The sequence below is a fragment of the Paenibacillus roseus genome (assembly GCF_016424485.1).
In the GTDB taxonomy this organism is placed as follows: domain Bacteria; phylum Bacillota; class Bacilli; order Paenibacillales; family Paenibacillaceae; genus Paenibacillus_D; species Paenibacillus_D roseus.
Window position 1 is genome coordinate 76,209 of sequence record NZ_JAELUP010000005.1, and the last position, 19,158, is coordinate 95,366.

Genomic DNA, 19,158 nt, shown 5'->3' on the forward strand with positions numbered 1-19,158 from the left:
CTTCTTCACCCCCAAGTCCTACATGTATAATGATTGATTTATTTATTTACTTTCCGGTACAGCCGGTTATGCATATCCAGTTCTTCGTAGGCATCGGCATACGGGGTGAAATTGATTGACTCCTTGGTTCCAAGCGCCAGCACCCCAAGCGGGCTCAGGCTGTCATACAGCAGCTTATGGACGTGATCTTGCAGTTTTTTATTGAAATAGATCATCACATTGCGGCACAGAATGACATTAAATTCGTTAAAGGAACTGTCCGTCACCAAATTATGCTGCGCAAATACAATATTTCGTTTGAAATCGGAATTAAAGATAACCGAGTCGTATTTCGCTGTGTAATAGTTGGAAAATGACGTTTTTCCCCCTGCTTCCATATAATTGCGCGTATACAACTGCATCCGCTCCAGCGGGAAAACCCCTGACTTGGCCCGCTCCAATATTTCGCCGCTGGTATCTGTGGCGTAAATTCGAGCCTTGTTGTACAGCCCTTCCTCATGCAGCAGAATCGCCATGGAATAAACTTCCTCGCCGCTGGAACAGCCTGCGTGCCAGATGCGGATGAATGGATAGGTTCGCAGCAGCGGCACGACCTTCTGCCGGAAAGCAAGGAACATCTCCGGGTCGCGATACATCTCCGTCACATGGATGGTCATATCCGAGAGCAACCGATCCATGCAAGACCTATCATGCAGCACCTGCTCTTGCAAGGAAGAGATCGTCGGCAGCCGTTCGGCGTGAACGCGGTGCCAGATTCTTCTACGCATGGAGGAAAAGGCATAATTGCGAAAATCGTAGCCGTACATGCGAAATATTGCCTCAAGGAGCAGCTCGATTTCGATCTGTTCCCGCTCTCCTATTTCATGCCTATGCTTATTTATATAACCACACCCTCATTAAAGATAACAATTGTTCCGTATTAACCGGCTTGGCGATGTAATCCGAGGCTCCGGCCTCCATACATTTATCCCGGTCATCCTTCATCGCCTTCGCAGTAACTGCGATAATCGGCAGTTTATCAAATTGCGGAAGGAGACGAATTTGCCGCATAGCTTCATATCCGTCCATTTCCGGCATCATAATGTCCATCAGAATCAGATCAATCTCAGGATGCTGCTCCAGTTGCTCCAGCGCTTCGCGACCGTTCTCGGCGAAGGTGATCTTCATGCGATAGCTCTCCAGTACACTGGAGAGGGCGAACACATTGCGAATATCGTCATCGACGATCAAAATACTTTTATTCTCGAAGATCGTCTCCATATTGTGCAGCTTGCGCAGCATGTTCCGCTTGTCCTCCGGCAGATTCGCCTCAACCCGGTGCAGGAATAGCGTCGTCTCGTCAAGCAGGCGTTCCGGTGACTTGACGTCCTTGATAATGATTGTGCCCGCATATTTCTTCAGTTGCAATTCTTCCTTCTTGTCCAGCTCACGGCCGGTATAGATAATAATCGGTATGTCTCGAATCTGCTCATTGCTGCGAATTGCATCCAGCAGATCGAAGCCCGAGATGTCCGGGAGTCCCAGATCCAGCACCATGCAGTCAAATTGCTGCTCCTCAAGCAGCGTCAACGCCTGGCTGCCGGTTGATGCCGCGCTGATCAGCACATCGTCATGTCCGATCAGTTCAATGATGCTCGTGCGCTGCGCCTCATCATCCTCCACCAGCAAGAGCCGCTTGAGATCCCGCTCCAGAAAGCCTTCAATCTGGGTGAATACCCGATCCAGGCTATTCTTGTCCGCAGGCTTCTTCACATAGGCAATCGCCCCCATGGAGAGACCCTGCTGAATATCATCAACGACCGAAATGACATGAACCGGGATATGCCGTGTCTCGGAATAATGCTTCAATTGATTAAGCACCGTCCATCCGTCGACCACGGGAAGCTGAATATCGAGCAGAATCGCATCCGGTGTGTAAGTCCGCGCGTAGGTCAAGCCCTTATCCCCTTGCAGCGCGACAATCCCCTTAAAACCGCGAGAATGCGCAATATCAAGCAGCACCTTGGCAAAATGGACATCATCCTCAATAATGAGCACTACCTTGTCATTGCTTTGCAAATGTTCCAGGTCATCCTCTATCGGCTGGATGGCTGTATGCGAAGCGGCTGCTGCTTCCGCAGAAGAGCTTGGCAGCCGGTAATCCTGCCGACCGCGCTGTGGCGCCTCCTCCAGAACATGGTCGTGCAGTTGCCTCTTCGGTTCTTGATTCTGAGTATGGTACTCCGGCAGATACAAGGTGAACGTACTGCCCCTGCCTTCTTCACTGTCCACGGCAATGAAGCCGCCGAGCAGGGAGGCCAGTTCCTGACTGATCGCAAGGCCAAGTCCGGTGCCCCCGTAAATTCGACTCGTTGTGCCGTCCACCTGCTGGAACGCTTCGAAGATGAGCTGCTGCTTTTCCAGCGGAATGCCGATTCCGGTATCCTTGACCTCAAACGCAATCCGGTCATCCAGCCCCTCCAGTTGTGAATGCTCATCCGGCTTCGCCCGCCGGATAGTGAACGCAACAGACCCCTTGGATGTGAACTTGAAAGCATTGGACAACAGATTTTTGACAACCTGCTTCAGCCTGTGGCTGTCGGTATACATATTGGCGGCAAGTCCTTCTTCAATGGCCGTTTCGAACTGAATTCCTTTTTGCTCGCTAAGCGGCCTGAAGCTACGCTCGAAAAACTGCTCCAGATTGCCCAGACCCACACTCTCGACGACAACCTCCATTTTCCCAGCGCTAATCTTGGACAAGTCCAAAATCTCGTCAATTAGCTTGAGCAGATCGCTCCCCGAGGAATGAATCGTGGATGCGAACTCCACCTGTTTGGTCGTCAGGTTGCCATTCTGATTATCCATCAACATTTGCGACAAAATCAGCAGACTATTAAGCGGCGTGCGCAATTCATGAGACATATTGGTCAAAAATTCAGTTTTATATTTAGATGAAAGGGCGAGTTGAACCGTCTGCTGTTCCAGCGCCGCCCTCGTTTTCTCGATTTGCTCATTTTTATGCTGCGTCTGCTTCATCTCGCGCTCAAGCAGATGTGTCTTTTGCAGAAGCTCCTCATTTGTCTGCTCCAGCTCTTCCTGCTGGGTTTGCAGTACTTCCTCTGATTTTTTGAGCTGCCTGGTCTGCTCCTCCAATCGTTCATTGGAGCTGCGAAGCTCCTCCTGCTGGGAAATCAGTTCCTCCGACTGCGCCTGTAGTTCCTCGGATTGCGCCTGGGATTCCTTAAGCAACTCCTCTACGCGCATACGGTCAAACAGATTGTTGAACACAATGCCGAGATCGACGGACACCTCTTCAAGAAATCTGCGATGCAGCTTCTGGAACGGAACCATTGAAGCCAGCTCAATAACAGCCAGCGCGCGGCCATGGTACATTACAGGATACAGCAACACATAACCAGGCAAAGCGCTGCCAATCCCGGTATGTACCTTAACATAGTCATCCGGCACATTCTCCATCTCTACGGGTTTGCCTTCATAGGCGCACTGTCCGACCAGGCCTTGGCCTAATACGAACAGCCGCTCGAAGGCTGACTCCTCCTGGAAAGCAAAGGCGCCATGCATTCTCAAAAATTGCTGCTCCCCAAAACCTTCACGAACATATAACGCCCCGTAAGAAGCCCCAGTAAGCGCAGCGATTTCGCTAATGAAGATGCGGCTCGCTTCACCAATGTCCGTACCTGATTGCAAAGTGGTCATGATCCCGGCCAGATTGGATTTAACCCAGGACTCCTCTTCAATCTGAAGGTTGTAGGCGACCTCCCGTCTGTTCTTCTCCTCAATATCGTCGGCTAGCCGGTTGAATACCTGGGCGACCTCCCCGAATTCATCCTTCCGAATGATGCTGACCCGCGCATGTGCATCCAGCGTGCCGTGCGCAAAACCTCTGATGATTGCTGACAGACTGCCCAGCCCTTGACTAAGATTTTTCAAGTTCCAGATCATCGCTCCAATGGCTAAAATCAGGCCGGCTGAGGTCATCATCCACATCAATGTCTCGGTACGCGCATTGTTGGCAGTAGATTCATTGAACGCTTCGCTCATCACATTGATCTGATAATTCGCCAGTTCATTGGTCCGGTACAGCAGATTATTCTGATCCTCCAAACCATGCTCGTTCAGCAGTGCAACCGCCTCATCGATTTGACCTTCCTCCACCAGCTTTAACACGGACTGCACAAACTCCGAATAGATGCCGCGGGCCTGCTCGATTTCCGAGAAAATTTTGCTCTCCAGTTGCCCTCTGCTTACTACTTCGAGTCGTTCATAGGCATCCAATGCTTTTTTCCAGGAGCTGCGAATGGCGTCCAGGTTGTTCTCCTTGACCTCCTCCGTCGGCGTAAGCAGCATGTTGGTAATGCCTTTAGCGATCTCGTTGACGTTGGACCGGTATTCATAAGCCAGAAGAAGCTTTTGATATCGTTCATTGTAGAGCCGGTCAAGCTGCTTACTCTGCTCGCGGGTATTGATAATGCCTGCCCCTGCCAGCAGCAGTACCGTACTGATCATAATAATTGAACCGATCATCATTTTCGTCTTAGTCTTCATGCTCGTTCATCACCTGGTTTCCTCCTAGCCAAAATTCACCCTTCTTTGGACTTTAGACTTTACCCCGCCTCTGCAGTGAATTTGTACACGTTATGCACTGCCGCTCAAATTTAAACAGCCGCCCCTGATTTGGCAGCGGCAGCTGCGTTTTGCAAACCTATTTTTAAACCATTACCCCGTTTGCGTTCGGTTGAAACCGATTATATAAGTCCCTGAGAAAGTAAAACGCCGCTGGGCGTTCGGCTGAAAACCGAAACCACCAGCGGCTCAATTGGCCATCAATTATGATGCAGGAATTGGCTGTGCAGCACGTTCTTGCTGCCGGGAGATTGTGAACAGCGTTACCCAAATCAGCAAAAATCCGACTAACTGCGTTATCGTGACAGCCTGCTGGAAGGCAATCCAGTTAATCAGCACGCCGACCATCGGGAAGCTCAACTCCGCCAAGGTCGCATAGGATGCCTTAATACGGCTGAGACCTTTGTAGTACAGCAACAGACTAAGCAATCCGGGCAGCAGCGCCTGAAGCAGCAGGTTGATTCCAACCAGAGATACATCCCATGCCCCGGATGGCAGCGACCAGATTTGCCGCTCGGACAACATAAAGGCCAGCAGCAGCGGAAGAGCAAGAATGAATCGCAGTGAGGTCACCGTTTCATAATTGACTGCTCCAAGCAAATATCTGCCCATCACGGTTGAACCGCCCCACAGAAGCGCAGCCCCCAAAGAAAATAAGCTGCCCAACTGGATAAAATCGCTCATTTCAAGCGAAGGAAGCGTCCACCCGAAGGTGAGTAAATACGTTCCGACAATCGCCATCAGGAACAGGGAGCCGAACGATTTCGGCAGCATCTCCTTGAGCAGCCATCTGGCGAGCAGAATGGCGAAGAGCGGCTGCAGCTTCTGCAGAAGCAGCACAGCATTCAAATTGCCCAGTTCAAGACCTTTCGTAAAGAGAATCGTGGCTAATGCCGAGCCGCCCCATGATATAAAAATCAGCGCGCCCAGATGTCGCAATCGGAGCTGCCCCAGCTGCGCCCGGTGCTTCCAAAGCACCGGCGCCATAAACAGCACCAAAATGACATGCTCCAGCAGCACAATTTGTGTAGAAGTAAGCGAGTCAAGCAAAATAATCCGGAACAGCGGGTCTACCCCCCAGAGCGCTGAACCGAGTACGACAAACCAAAATGCCGGTTTGATCCGTTTTCTCTGTAATACAGGTGATGTAGTCATGTCATTCATCTTCCAAATACTCCTTCTCCCGCATCCTGCCTTGAGGGAAGCGTTAAGCTTCACTATGGAATTCAATAAGGTACGGTATGCATCCCGACTCCCTATATTGCAAGAAAGCCCCGCCTCGCCTGTATAGGGCGAAAACGGGGCTGGCCAAATAAACATGCGGCAACTCAAAATCAGCCTGACACATATTTCAATTGGCGACCTTCTCCCATCCGGACTTTAACCGTCGGCTCTGGATTTTCACCAGATCAGTCCCCTTGCCGCTGTCGGCTTAGAGAGTCGCGGGCTTCGCTCCTGTAAGGTGCGTTACCGCCGGTCAGGAATTTCACCTGCCCCGAAGATCAGTATGCTAATGTTATAATGTTCAATCTCAATAACCAGTTCTACAATCTCATACGATAAAAGTAAGTGCCATTGATTATTGTTCCTATCATAATTTCATTGCAAACAATTGTCAAGATAAAAACCAAGAAAACAAATCGGAAAATAATAAAATGAATATTTAAATACTTTAAGCGGGTGCCAAAACATTAGAACGTTGCATGTCTAATGCGCTGACACCCGCCTTTTGTCATATGAATCAGCCCTTTATCAAACTGGCAGCGTGCGTAACCCGGTTCCTGCCACTGCTCTTGGAAGCGTAAAGCGCTGTATCGGCTCTACCGAGCATCGTCTCCTCCGTGTCACCTTCTATGGTTGTAGATACGCCGATACTGATCGTGATGCTGTATTCTCCCCATACTGCCGCTTCTACAGCTTTGCGGAAAGATTCGGCAACGCCGACAGCCGTCTCTCCGCCGGCTGCAGGGATAATCGCCACGAACTCCTCCCCGCCAAACCGTGCAACAATGTCTTCCTTCCTCGCGAGGGACTGCAACAATTGGGCCAGGTTTGTCAGCACCAAATCACCAACGGGGTGACCATATGTATCATTTATGCGTTTGAAATGATCAATATCGATTATAAGCAGCGAGAATGGCAGCCTATACTTCTGAAATGCATCCAGGTAAGCCAGCAGTTGCTCCTGAAAATACCGCCGATTGCGAAGCCCTGTCAACGGATCTGTCGTCGCTTTCTTTTCAAGCTGCTCGTTCACCCTTAGCAGTTCCTGCTGTTTTCGGGCATACTCTTCGTTTAACCGCTCCAGCTTCTCGTTTGCTTCCTGGTTCTTCTTGAAAAGCTCTTCCAGCTTCGTTTTCGTCTTCAGAATATCTTTCTCATATTCAATTCGCTTACGCATCATCATAATTGCACAATCAATGAAGAATTCCCCGCTGCGTTCCTGGCGCACTCCATTCAGAAGCACAGGCAGCTCCTGCTGACTGTTGGTCCGAAACGAAAAGTACATCTCATTGACATGCCCGTTAAGCCGAATATACGGGTAAAAATAAGTATGGAAAAAAAGCTTGTTCGTAACCGACATGGTCGATTCGATATGCCTGCCCAGCAATTCATGTCGTTCATAGCCGAGCATGTCCAGAAGCGTCTGGTTGACTGCTTGGATAATGCCTGCATCCGATATAGATACAAGGCCGCAAGGAACAGTTTCTAGTTGCATACGCATAACTAAGCCTTTCCCCAGATTTACTGGACGTTTGCTAAATATTCTTTGATGAATTGAATCGTCTCCTCCGGGTGGCTGAGATGAGGATAATGACCCTTGGCCGTCATCAGGCGCAGCGTGCTATTCTTAAGATGATTGTGCAAATAATTCCCGACTTCCACGGGGGCAATACTGTCTTCGGAGCACTGCAGAATCAATGTCGGGATCGAAGCATCCGGCAGACTGGCCCGGCAGTCAGACATGAAGGTAACTTCCGCAAATTGTCGCGCAATATGCGGATCTCTGGAGCAGAAGCTCCGCTCCAGCTCTTCTGTCAGCTCACGGCGTTCAGGGTTTCGCATCACAATTGGCGCCAAATAACTGGCCCACCCTGCAAAGTTCATTTGCATCATATTGAGCAATTCTTCAATATCACTCTTATCGAAGCCTCCATAATAGTCGGGGAGATCGTTGATATAGCGTGGTGAAGGGCCCAGCATAACGATATGGTCAAAATAGCTTTGTGCCTGGATCGAAGCAAGCATGCCGATCATGCTGCTGACGGAATGCCCGACGAATATGACATCATTTAAGTCGAGCGCCTCCATAATATCCAGCACATCCTGCGCATAGCCTTGCAAATCGCTATACTTGCATGGATTATAATCATTGAGGGATGATTTGCCGGACCCGACATAATCAAACAATACAATACGATAGTTTGCTTCAAAGCCGGGAACGATATAGCGCCACATGTCTTGATCGCACCCAAATCCATGAGCAAACATGATCGTCCGGCTTCCTGTGCCCAATATGTTTACATGATTGCGTAGAAGAACATCTGTCATATAGATTCCCCTTCTTTACATCTATCCCACATCATCCGATCTCTTTCACTGGAACATCTGTCAGCCGCGCATACAGCGCATAATACTCGTCAGCGGACCTGCTCCAGCTGTAATCCCCGCCCATCGCATTATGCGCTAGCCTGCCCCAATGATCCGACTCGGTATAGAACCTCAAAGCTCTGCGAATCGTATGCAGCATATCATGCGCATTGTAATTCGTGAACGAAAACCCGTTGCCTTCCCCTGTAAATTCATTGTAGGACTGGACGGTATCATTCAAGCCCCCGGTTTCCCTTACAATTGGAATGCTTCCGTAGCGCATGGCGATCAGTTGGCTTAGCCCGCAAGGCTCGAATCTGGACGGCATCAGGAACAGATCGGATGACGCATAGATTCTTCTCGCCAGTCCTTCGTCAAACTTGATCTGTACTGCCAGCTTGCGAACATAGCGGCCAGCCGCATCTTCGAACAGTTGCTCAAAACGGGGATCGCCGCTGCCGAGGACTACGAGTTGAACGTCATCCTGTTCCATCAATTCGAAGAGAATGCGTTCAACCAGATCAAGACCCTTTTGACCTGTAAGGCGCCCGACCATGCCGATGAGCGGCACGTCGCCTCTCTCCTCCAGACCCAGTTCGCGTTGAAGAGCGATTTTGTTCAGCCGCTTTGCATCCAGACTGGAGCGGTACGGATAAGACAGATTGGGGTCTGTAGCCGGGTTGTAGCTTTCCTGGTCAATGCCATTGACAATGCCGCTCAGACGGTTGCCCAGCGAGCGCAAAGCTCCATCCAGCCCCTCCCCGTAATATTCCGTCTGGATTTCCCGGGCATAAGTTCTGCTGACAGTTGTGACCTGGTCGGAATAGTTAATCCCGCCTTTTATAAAACTGACTCCCCCCTTGAACTCTACCCCTCCAGGTTGAAAATAAGAGTCATCCAGGCCAAGCAAATCGCCGAGTATGGAATATGAAAATACGCCTTGATATTGTAAATTATGAATGGTGAATACCGTTTTTATTGACTGATAATACGGATTGTGGCGGTAATGCTTGTGGAGCATAGGTGCTATCATGCCTGTATGCCAATCATGACTATGTATAATATCTGGTTGAAATCCGATATGGGGCAAAATTTCGAGTACGGCACGATTAAAGAAAGCAAACCGTTCCTCATCGTCTCCATGTCCGTAAATGCCGCTGCGTGCGCCAAAGAAATATTCATTATCCAAAAAGTATGTCGGTATTCCATCCAGTTCCAGCTTGAAAACACCGCAATAGCATGATCTCCAGCCCATTGGCACCTCAATGTGGGTGAGATAGGTCATGGATTCGCTAAACGCCTTCGGTATAACCTTGTATTTGGGCAGAATGACACGCGCATCCGCACCGGATTGGCGCAATGCCTGAGGCAGAGCTCCGATGACATCGGCCAATCCCCCTGTTTTCACAAAAGGACTGCCTTCAGCAGCAGCGAACAACAATTTCATGATTGCGTCCTCCTCCTACATGGCCTTATCCGACAATAACCATCCCTGCACCGCTACTAAGGACATTCTACATCTCTAATCCAATTTCCTCCACCTCATCGCGTCCCGCTTCTGTCAATTAGGAGGAAGCTGGGCACAGGAAAGAATGTATGACAGTACCGATAAAAGCTTTATATTGCACAAAGCCCGGTTAAAGAGAGATGACTTCCTCTTTAGCCGGGCTTAGACTTCATACTATGAATTTATTATACAGTAAAACTGCAGGAAAGTTAAGTCATTTGCGAGGAAGCACTTCATTTTTACAAACTTAATCCTTCTATAATAGACTGCAAATTTTTCTCCATGACACCGATGTAATCCAATCCCTGTTTTTCTTCATCCGCAGTTAGGCCCTCAAGCGGATTTAATACCAACGTCTTCGCGCCGATTTCATTCCCCAGCGTCTCTGCTACTTTTGAAGATACCAGCGTTTCAAAGAAAATGGCTTTCACCTGATGCTCCCTGGAATAGACTACAAGCTCAGCCAGCCGCTCGGCTGAAGGCTCCTGCTCCGGTGAAAGCCCGGCAATGGGAATCTGTGTCAGCCCGTATTCCTTGGCGAGATAACCAAAAGCCGCGTGCTGCGTGACAAGCTCCTTACGCTTCAGCTTGGCAATTTCTTCTTTGAACTTCGCATCAAGCGCTTCAAGTTTGCCGATATAAGCCTGGGCATTGGCATTATAGGCGTCTGTGTGCGCAGGGTCCGCTTTGCTCAAAGCAGCCTCAATGCTTTTAACCTGCTCAATGGCAAGGCGCGGGCTAAGCCATACATGGGGATCGAACCCGCCATGTTCATGTTCATCTTCATGCTCCTCTTCGTTTGCAACATGATCCGCCTCATCATCTTGATTATCACTTTCAGCCATTAACTGCATGCCCGCGCTTGCCTCTACCGCGACCAGCTTGGGGTTGCTCAGACTGCCAAGCACCTTATCAACCCAGTTCTCCATCCCAGCGCCGTTATAGACGAGCATATCTGCTTGCTCCAGCAGCTTCATATCCTGGGGTGTCGCCTCCCAATCATGCGGCTCGATGCCTGCCGGAACAAGGTTGGTCACTTCAGCCAGATCACCCGCAACCTGCTTGGTGAATTCTGCCATGGGATAAAAACTCGCCGCAACCGTCAGCTTTGCTTTACCGGGCTTGTCTGCCGTGTCCGATGCGACGGAATTGTTACTGCTTTTGCTTGAGCAGCCGGCTATAATCAGAACCAGGGTAAACAATACCGCCGTGCTTGTTCTCCATAACTTCTTGTTCATTCGAATTTCTCCTTAGTTTTTTATATTTGGACCACCATTGCCATATGCGCTTCACAGCAACCCCTGTGAGCAACAACAGCAGCAAGACAAGCGCAATCGTTCCTCCCGGGGGCGTGTTGTAGGAATACGACAACGACAATCCGCTGAAGATACCGATAAATCCAATCACGACAGCCACTGCTATCGCCGCCCCAAAGCTGCCTGTGATGCGAATTGCGAGTGCAGCCGGAAGTACAATCAATGCAGACACCAGGAGTACGCCGATAATCGGCATCGCGACCGCAACAATCATTCCGGTCAATACGGAGAAGGACAGGGACAGCCGCCGTACCTTTACTCCGCCAAGCTGGGCCGTCTCCTCGTCAAACGTAAGCTGATACAAAGGTCTGCGCAGCACGATAAAGTAGATCACGGCAATAAGCGCGACCAGGCTCATCAGCCAGAGCTCGGACGGATGCACCGCTACAATAGAGCCGAACAAATAAGCGCTGAAGCCTTTGTTCAAACCTTGAGACAGACTCATCAGCACAACAGCCAGAGCGAGACCGGAGGTCATTATAATCGCTACCGGAACCTCCCCATAGGTCTTGAAGCTCCGACGAAGCTGTTCAATGCAGACTGCCCCTATAATCGCCATCACAAAAGCGGAAATCGTCGGATTCAATTGAAGCACAACCCCAAGCGCGACCCCGGCCAGCGAAACATGGGATAGCGTATCTGCCATGAGAATTTGTCTCCTCAGCAGCAAGTAGATGCCAAGAATCGGTGCAACTACGGCAATCAGGGCTCCGGCCCAAAATGCGCGCTGCATGAATTCGTAGTAAAGCATCGCCATCCCCCTCTCTCCTGATGCTCCAGACTGATGATCCGGTCCAAAAACCGGGACGCCTCGTCCACCGCATGCGTCACCATAATGACCGTTCGATTGTGGCTTGCTGCATAATGATTCATCAGCTCATAAAAACCTTGCCGGCTGTCGTAATCCATACCAGTCGTCGGCTCATCAAGTACAAGCACATCCGGTCCCTGTGCCAATGCTCTTGCGAGACAAACACGCTGCTTCTGCCCGCCGGACAATTCTCCAATCCTCTTGTTCCTAAGCTCCCACATCCCGACTTGCTTGAGGCTGTTCTCCACAATGTCATAATGTTCTCCCTTAAATCGACGCAACAGCCCAAGCTTGGGGTAGACGCCGGAGGCAACAAGCTCCTTGACCTTGCTCGGGAATCCGCTATTAAATGAGGCAATCTGCTGCGGCACATAACCGATGGACAACTTCGTTCCATCAACCTTCATCCGGGGAAAATATACCTCACCGCTCCAAGGCTTAAGAATGCCCAATAGCAGCTTTAGAAGCGTTGATTTTGCAGCTCCGTTCTGACCCGTTACAGCTATAAATTCACCTCTGCCGATTTCCAGCTTCACACCATCCAGACATGGCGTCTCCTCATAGCCGAACACCACATCACGCATCACAGCGAGCTGATCCATCATGACCTCCCCCTTCATTACAGATTAGCTGAGACTATATCAAAGTAATTATTACAAATAGAAAACAAACTCAATAATATCGTAATTATTACATTTTGTAAACTGTAATTTTTACATAGATAAGAGCAGAACAAGGCAAAGCATTCAGTGACCATCCTGATGGTGCTTCATGATCTGCAGCAGGCCGCTTACTATTGCGATCATCTGATCGCGATGAAACGGGGCAAAATCGTCACCAATACGAGCACAATCAAACCGCGAAATTAAACAGCTTGAGCAGGGCTGCAGCTCGAATCCCTCCGGGTTGCAGCCCTGCTCTTATTTCAAAATTTGTTCGATCCGCTCTCTCATTTGCTCCTCATTCATCGTCCCGAGCTTCCTAAACACGATGCGACCTTCTCTATCGATGAAGAGCGACACCGGGATCGGCTTAATACCATATTCTCGCGAGACGCTCTTGTCGGGATCGAGCAGTACATTGAATGAGTAACCTGTGTCCCTAATGAATTGCTCAACTGTTTCTTTCTCTTCCCCTATGCTTATGGCCAACATGACGAAGTCCTTATCCTTATATTCCCGGTAAACCTTCTCCATGTCGGGCATTTCCTTCCTGCACCATTTGCACCAGGTAGCCCAAAAGTTCAAATAGACACCTTTGCCCCGATAGTCCGACAATGTAACCGGGTTGCCATCCAGATCCGTTAATGTAAAGTCGACCGCTGTTTCCAAATCTTCGTCGTCTTCTGCCGTTATAGCCTCTGAGCCTCCACTCTGCTTATTCGTCTCCTTGGCCCCGGCTGCCTGGGAACTCGTCTCCGACGATGACAAAGCCCCTGCGGTGTCGCTGCTCTGATCAGGACTTTCAGGCTCGCTGTTTTTCGCTGCTGCGTTGTCCCGGTTTACCGAAGCCGACTCATTACCATCAGCCTCAGTTATGCTGTAATTGTTCGTAACATAGATGGACAGCCCCAGGAATAACGCAATGGCACCCCATATCCATATATATTTTTTCAACCAGATCCCCTCGTCATCTACAGATTAAATAAACTGCCGTATTGGCCCAGCACTTCCAGACGATCCGACCGATTGCCGCTGGCGCTGCCGGGCAGCTTCAACGATTTCTCCAGGTAGAGAAACCTGATCTTCAATAGGCCAGAATAAGCGGCAACACGCATGGAGACAAGAAGGACAGCAACCCTGCTGCAAACGCCAGTATGTAATCCATGCTCATCCTCTTTCCCGGTTAGGGTAGCTGTATAAACAAGGGAAACGGGCTACCCGAAGGTTGCCCATTTCCCAGTTGTGCGGCTCTTCATATTCCCGCAGGCTCGATCTTCTCTCTGTTCGCCCATTGAACGTTGCTGTGAAGGCAAAGCAGAGGAAAGAACCGGATAGCACGGTCCAATCCTCTGCTTCTTTGAGCATTTATGATTTCAGCAGGCTGTACAATACTTGTGCAACTTCCGCCCTTGTAGTTGCATTGCCCGGAAGCAATTTTCCATTGCTTCCCGAGATGACGCCCGCCTTAACGAGTCCGGTGAACGCCTCATTCGCATAAGCAGGAATGGCGTCTGCATCGGCGAAACTTTCTACAGAAGCGGCATTGGCTTGCGCAGCAGGACGCTCGCCAAGCACATCCAATGCACGGTACAACAGGGTGAACAGTTCCTGACGGGAAATGTCCTTGTTCGGCGCGAACTTGTTGTCTTCCAGACCATTGGCAATACCGAGACGTTTCGCTGCGGCCAAGTACCCTGTATAGTACGTATTGCCCGCATCTGCGAAATTGCTAGCCCCTTCTGAGTCCGGCTTGATTCCGTAAGCGTTCAGCAGCAGAACGATAAATTGTCCGCGAGACAACTTGGCATTCGGGCTAAAGTGACTATCATCCGTACCGCTCGTAATCTCGCGCGCGGCCAGGAAGGTGACAGCCGAGGCGTACCATGCGGAAGGATCAACATCGCTAAAGCTGATATTGTTGTAGCCGACAATAAATTGCGAGAAATGCGTCGTCTTGAATTCAACAGCCTTGGTCGTCGGATTATACTGACCTCTAACTACCTCCAGCTCGCCCTCATCGTTGACATAATAGACGATCAGCGCATCGGATACTTCACCCTGCTTGAGCGTATACGGCAAGGATACATCCAATTTGGAGCCGCCGAAAGTAGAAACTTTTGTCTGTCCCGCGAATACGAGCAGATCGTATACCGGGCGATCTCCCAGAACTTCCTTACCTTCTTCCGTCAGCTCGGATTTGCTCAAAATAATGCTGATATCTCCCTTGTCGCTACTGGCGCCGATCGATTTTAGCGCCTTCGAGTCAAAGACAATCGTGCCGATACCTGCGTTGATGCTCACTTCAGCCTCTGTACCCGCAACAAGTTCATTATATGAAGCTCTCGGAATGGTAATCTGGATGTTAGTAGACTTCTGCGGATTATCAACTTGAATTTCCAGCACGGACTTCTCGCCTTTTGCCTCTACTTCTTTTGATTTTTTCAGCAATTCCGCCACTAACGCTGGTGTAAGAGCCGCAATCGCTGTACCTGACGTTTCATCCACCTTGGCTGCAATAGCAGCGACCGTATTGTTTCCAGACTGGCTAATGCCTTCAGGTTCGTTGTTGTCTGTAGCTGTACCGCCACTTCCTGTATCGGTTTTACTTTCTGGATAGTAAGGAGCGACGTATTGGGCCACTGTAACTTTTGTCTCCGCGCTCGGAAGAGTTGTTGATGTTTCCTTGACGCGGAAATAATACTCTCCTGGCACCAGCCCAATGACTTCATCTCCGTCTACCGACTGATAATCAGCCTGGTTATGAGAACGATATTCCAGCGAAGCATTTGTTCCCTTAATTTTTCCGTTCGCCTGCGTTTTGTTTGTCGGGGCTACACCCGTAAGGCCTGTCGGAGCCTCTACATTCCCCTTGATTACGAATTGGATTGCCGGACTTGCAAAGAAATCTTCATAAGCTGCATAACGGATACTGTATACGTCGGGAACCAAACCCGTCAGTTTTCCGGCAGCCAGATCCTCTTCTTTAATAAGCTCATACTGCGCGCCATCAGCATTTCCCTGTTTATACTCCAATTTGTATGTTTGATGTATAATGCTGTTCAATCCCGTTATCTGTCCATCGTTGTTGTCAAGAGTGGTTGGATGAACAACATTCAAGCCCTCTCTGCTAGGAGGTACAAGCTCATTGTAGCCAGGAACGTACACATTCCGTGCCGGACTTGGGGCATAGTGGATGTCCCCTTCAATTTTAGCAGCATAACGAACATGGTAATCACCGCTTGGCACTATCAACTCATCGCTTTCCACGGAAGCATAGGCCGTCTCCGGATCGCTTGCAAGCTTATATTCCAGCCCCGCTGGCAGCCACTTCTGTTCATTATCCTCAAACCAAACGATCTTGCCGTGTCCACCAGCAGTTGTCGGCGCCAAACCGACCAGGTTTACCGGAGCCGCCTGCGACTGAGGGACGATAACTTCAATTACCGGACCTGGTTCATACCTTGTCTTAACTACCTCTGTGTATGTGCCATTTTCGGTATCGAAACCATCCTTGGCAGCGTAACGAACTTCATATACGCCCGGAGCCAACCCCTGGATTTCCGTATCATTGGCAGCAACAAAATCCGACTGTCCTTTCAATCTGTACTCCAGCGATTTCAAAGCTTTGTAGCTTGCACCGTCGTCATCGGTAATCTGTCTGCCAATTCCAATAATTTTACCATCAGTACCTGCATCATTGGTCGGCGCAATTCCTTTCAACCCTTCTGGATTCCATTCCACTCGGGAGAACAGTGTACGCAGGCTATTGATCCGCAGACTTTTTGTATTTGCTTTATCATAAGTATTCGACCAATACCCCATAATCTCTACATGCCCGATAATCGATGACTTATTCTCCTCTTTATTATAATCATAGATAAATGCATATGGCGCTTGCAGTCGTGATGCTCTTTGCTCCTCTGTACGAGTTAATTGTCCATCCGATGTTTTGTAGTAATAAGTAATGTCATTTGAAGTTCCTCTACCCGAGACCCGATTGTTATTATGCTTAAGGGGGATCTGGCTAACTAATGTCGTACCGTCCGCTTCATACACGTTCGGGATGAGATTGACATTAGCTCGGTATTCAACTAACGAAGACAAGCCAGTCAGATATTTATGCACAAGATCTACATATACCTGAGAAATCGTGAGATTTGGCGTTCTCGTCTGCAGGAAGTTGGGGCCAGGGTCCCCCCAAACCGGACGGGGATTTGTTGCAGAAGTTATTGTAGTGCCTACTCCGCCGTCAAGTTTCGTGTCAAAGTTGTATACTTTGTTGACGCCGAATTCTTTGGCAACTCGATTGACGTATTTCACCGTGCCTTGCGTATCTCCGCACCAGGCGCTCCCTATCAAAATAGGAATCGTTTGATCTTGCTCCAGCAAGTATTTCAGCTCATCCAATGTAACCGAATCTATAACGATTTCCTCGTTATTTTCAAAAATAAGAGGCTTATTTTTCTCGCTTTTGAATTCATTATATGATCCGGAAATATAGCTTTGATTCGTTAGAACTGTAAAATGCGCATTCTTCGTACCTGGGTCCGATATCGTATTAAACAAGCTGCGAAGCTCATTTTTATAAGCCTCTTCTCCGACTCCGGATTGGAGCGCCGCCAAGCCTCCAGCACTTTCCAGTCCCTCAAGGGAAGCGACAATCGGTGCTGCTGTGTTCCCCTTATTATAAATAAACAAGTAAGGCGCATTTACGATATTAACTTCCTTCAGCCCAGGCGAGCCATCACCCGTGTAATTTGCGCTAAGCGTGCCTAGGGAACCTGACGTTTTTTCATTTAAATTCGTCAAGTATCTGGCCCCCAGATCGACATAGCGCCTGGAGAAGTCGGTGCTGCCCACACCGGCAGCAATAGGCTCATTGCTTACTATATACTTATAGTTGTCATCAACGCTTCTCCCGCTCGTAGTTACTTTCAGCACTTGCTTTGGCGGCGTGACACTGGGTTTGGCAATATCAATCCAACCGTCAGGTCCATCCAGCTTGGTATCGAAATTTTTGATCGATGTAATGCCATACTCTTTGGCAATATCGTTGATGTAACCAATAGCCGCTTGTGTCTCCGCCTGCCAGGAACCCCCGAACAAAATAATGTAATTATCGTCCTTCCCGGTCTCGGCATTTCTTAATAAATAGTCCAATTCGTAATAAGTTAACGTCTCGAATACATGCTCTTTACCTGCTAATGCAGGGTATCTCGCGCCAAAATAGTCAATTTTGTTGGAACTATTGTTAGTTGCGGACGGCTGTTCAGCCGCATGGGCACTCCCCACACTGAGGACAGGGAGGGCCAGTACAACGGCCAACAGCAACGAAACCCATCTTTTTGATAATTTTAACTTGCTCATACAAATTTCACCTTTACCGATTATAATAGTAGGTTTTGATCGTGAAGTCACACTACAGCACCAGGAAGCGCGCTGTAGTGCGTTTTTCTAAGTATTCGATGCAATCACTTAGCAGATTTCTTCATCCGAAGAGGATGAACCGCCCGACGAGCTTTCCGATGAACCCGAGGAAGATGAACTGCTCGACGAAGAACTGCTGCCAGACGAGGAGTCCGAAGAGGATGAACTGCTCGATGATTCGGATGGCTGCTGTACAGATTGCGGAGCATTCTTTTGTTTGTTTGTGAACGATCCGATCTTTTTCTTCCCTTCCTGTGCAGGCGCAGTATCCTTAGCCGGAGTCTCTGCCGGGGTCGACCCGGAAGTTTCCGCTTTTTGCTCGGAGGACGAATTTGTCGCATTCGCAGCAGACTTGCTGTTCGAATTGTTATTGTTTGCTGGCTCGGGTTTAGCCGGTTCTGTATTGGCAGGTACCGTTTTTTCAGCTGGTTCGTTCTGTACTGGCTCGGTTTTGGCCGATTCAGATTTTACGGCTTGCTGCTGTTCTTGGTTCGTTGCCGCAGCAGCCGGTGTATCCTTGACTGATGATGTCGCCACTTTTTCCGATCCTGCCGTTTGTTTTGCAGCGGAACCCGTTTCTGCCGAAGCTGCACTTGGCGCATCAGCTTTGTCCGAAGCCGCAGCTTCTTCAGTTGACTTTACTTCATTTACAGCTTCCGTTGCCGCATTCGCTTGCGTGGAGGCAACATTTTCCTGACTATCAGCTTTCGTAGCTTCCTGCGCCTCTGCCGTTCCTTCCTTCGTTTCGGCCGGGGCGGCAATCGATCCTGTGCTTGGAGCTGTCTGCTCTTTATTATTTTTTTCATTTGCGGAAACGACAACGTAGGTTAATATAGCGAATGCTAGGATTGAAACCACCAATCCAATTGTCGATTTTGAAAAAGCCTTCTTTTTTGTAACAGCCATTGCTGATACGTCCCCTCTCAGTATGATGATGAACCGAAATAAATTGTGTCTTCCTCCCTGGTCTGTAATAAGCGGATAAAAAAAGATTCGTGTCCGGCGTATGTACGCCTTACTCGAATCTCTGGTGGTCCAGTAGATAAATAACCCTTTGTTTATCCAAGAAAACAACTCGGAATTATCTCCATGGAATAATCATAAAACGATACTACGTTACTGTCAATAATTTCTTTTAATATCTCAAACCGGAATAATCGGATTTTTTTACTTTGCTGCTGCCATAAGAAAAAACTCCCCATTAAGCAGACGGTTTAT

The 19,158-nt window shown here is 49.1% G+C and carries 12 protein-coding genes, 1 pseudogene and 1 riboswitch; of the genes and pseudogenes, 1 reads left to right on the forward strand and 12 read right to left on the reverse strand.

The window, feature by feature from the left end; genetic code table 11:
* Nucleotides 1-38: 38 nt before the first annotated feature.
* The 9 genes from JFN88_RS02420 to JFN88_RS02460 form a co-directional block, all read right to left on the reverse strand.
* Nucleotides 39-881, reverse strand: a complete 843-nt coding sequence (locus tag JFN88_RS02420) for a CheR family methyltransferase (protein WP_332908424.1) — start codon at nucleotides 879-881, stop codon at nucleotides 39-41.
* Nucleotides 874-4,548 (reverse strand): response regulator, encoded by a 3,675-nt coding sequence (locus JFN88_RS02425; protein ID WP_199017700.1) that lies wholly within the window; start codon nucleotides 4,546-4,548, stop codon nucleotides 874-876. The genes JFN88_RS02420 and JFN88_RS02425 overlap by 8 nt, the downstream gene beginning before the upstream one ends.
* Nucleotides 4,549-4,830: 282 nt before the next feature.
* Nucleotides 4,831-5,790 carry a DMT family transporter gene (locus JFN88_RS02430; RefSeq protein WP_199017701.1) on the reverse strand — a complete coding sequence of 320 codons (960 nt, stop codon included), beginning with the start codon at nucleotides 5,788-5,790 and terminating at the stop codon, nucleotides 4,831-4,833.
* Nucleotides 5,791-5,983: 193 nt separating this feature from the next.
* Nucleotides 5,984-6,133: riboswitch (FMN riboswitch) on the reverse strand.
* A gap of 234 nt (nucleotides 6,134-6,367) precedes the next feature.
* Nucleotides 6,368-7,351, reverse strand: coding sequence for a sensor domain-containing diguanylate cyclase (locus tag JFN88_RS02435; protein ID WP_199017702.1), 984 nt, complete (start codon nucleotides 7,349-7,351; stop codon nucleotides 6,368-6,370).
* Nucleotides 7,352-7,371: 20 nt separating this feature from the next.
* Complete coding sequence (locus tag JFN88_RS02440; protein WP_199017703.1) at nucleotides 7,372-8,178, reverse strand: alpha/beta fold hydrolase; 807 nt, start codon at nucleotides 8,176-8,178, stop codon at nucleotides 7,372-7,374.
* Between the two features lie 31 nt (nucleotides 8,179-8,209).
* On the reverse strand, nucleotides 8,210-9,664 hold the full coding sequence (glgA, locus tag JFN88_RS02445) for a glycogen synthase GlgA (protein WP_199017704.1): 1,455 nt from the start codon (nucleotides 9,662-9,664) through the stop codon (nucleotides 8,210-8,212).
* Between the two features lie 299 nt (nucleotides 9,665-9,963).
* Nucleotides 9,964-10,962, reverse strand: a complete 999-nt coding sequence (locus JFN88_RS02450; RefSeq protein ID WP_199017705.1) for a metal ABC transporter substrate-binding protein — start codon at nucleotides 10,960-10,962, stop codon at nucleotides 9,964-9,966.
* A complete protein-coding gene (locus tag JFN88_RS02455; protein WP_199017706.1) occupies nucleotides 10,877-11,797 on the reverse strand; it encodes a metal ABC transporter permease in 921 nt (306 codons plus the stop codon). Before JFN88_RS02455 ends, JFN88_RS02450 begins: the two co-directional genes overlap by 86 nt.
* On the reverse strand, nucleotides 11,743-12,456 hold the full coding sequence (locus JFN88_RS02460; RefSeq protein WP_269846499.1) for a metal ABC transporter ATP-binding protein: 714 nt from the start codon (nucleotides 12,454-12,456) through the stop codon (nucleotides 11,743-11,745). The genes JFN88_RS02455 and JFN88_RS02460 overlap by 55 nt, the downstream gene beginning before the upstream one ends.
* Before the next feature lie 144 nt (nucleotides 12,457-12,600).
* On the opposite strand from JFN88_RS02460, the pseudogene JFN88_RS02465 reads away from it, so the two are divergent.
* Nucleotides 12,601-12,684: pseudogene (locus JFN88_RS02465) on the forward strand (ABC transporter ATP-binding protein); the annotation flags it as partial.
* 87 nt (nucleotides 12,685-12,771) lie between these two features.
* On the opposite strand, the gene JFN88_RS02470 reads toward JFN88_RS02465, so the two are convergent.
* The 3 genes from JFN88_RS02470 to JFN88_RS02480 all read right to left on the reverse strand — a co-directional run bounded on the left by JFN88_RS02470 (nucleotide 12,772) and on the right by JFN88_RS02480 (nucleotide 18,846).
* A complete protein-coding gene (locus tag JFN88_RS02470) occupies nucleotides 12,772-13,467 on the reverse strand; it encodes a peroxiredoxin family protein (protein WP_199017707.1) in 696 nt (231 codons plus the stop codon).
* 411 nt (nucleotides 13,468-13,878) lie between these two features.
* A complete protein-coding gene (locus JFN88_RS02475; RefSeq protein ID WP_199017708.1) occupies nucleotides 13,879-17,880 on the reverse strand; it encodes an S-layer homology domain-containing protein in 4,002 nt (1,333 codons plus the stop codon).
* A 108-nt stretch (nucleotides 17,881-17,988) separates the two neighbouring features.
* On the reverse strand, nucleotides 17,989-18,846 hold the full coding sequence (locus tag JFN88_RS02480) for a prolipoprotein diacylglyceryl transferase (RefSeq protein WP_199017709.1): 858 nt from the start codon (nucleotides 18,844-18,846) through the stop codon (nucleotides 17,989-17,991).
* Nucleotides 18,847-19,158: the final 312 nt, after the last annotated feature.

Coding starts and splice junctions, on each gene's coding strand:
- JFN88_RS02435 (WP_199017702.1), bottom strand. CDS start 7,351: ATGCGTATGCAACTAGAAACTGTTCCTTGCGGCCTTGTATCTATATCG.
- JFN88_RS02425 (WP_199017700.1), bottom strand. CDS start 4,548: ATGAAGACTAAGACGAAAATGATGATCGGTTCAATTATTATGATCAGT.
- JFN88_RS02475 (WP_199017708.1), bottom strand. CDS start 17,880: ATGAGCAAGTTAAAATTATCAAAAAGATGGGTTTCGTTGCTGTTGGCC.
- glgA (WP_199017704.1), bottom strand. CDS start 9,664: ATGAAATTGTTGTTCGCTGCTGCTGAAGGCAGTCCTTTTGTGAAAACA.
- JFN88_RS02450 (WP_199017705.1), bottom strand. CDS start 10,962: ATGAACAAGAAGTTATGGAGAACAAGCACGGCGGTATTGTTTACCCTG.
- JFN88_RS02455 (WP_199017706.1), bottom strand. CDS start 11,797: ATGGCGATGCTTTACTACGAATTCATGCAGCGCGCATTTTGGGCCGGA.
- JFN88_RS02460 (WP_269846499.1), bottom strand. CDS start 12,456: ATGATGGATCAGCTCGCTGTGATGCGTGATGTGGTGTTCGGCTATGAG.
- JFN88_RS02430 (WP_199017701.1), bottom strand. CDS start 5,790: ATGAATGACATGACTACATCACCTGTATTACAGAGAAAACGGATCAAA.
- JFN88_RS02480 (WP_199017709.1), bottom strand. CDS start 18,846: ATGGCTGTTACAAAAAAGAAGGCTTTTTCAAAATCGACAATTGGATTG.
- JFN88_RS02440 (WP_199017703.1), bottom strand. CDS start 8,178: ATGACAGATGTTCTTCTACGCAATCATGTAAACATATTGGGCACAGGA.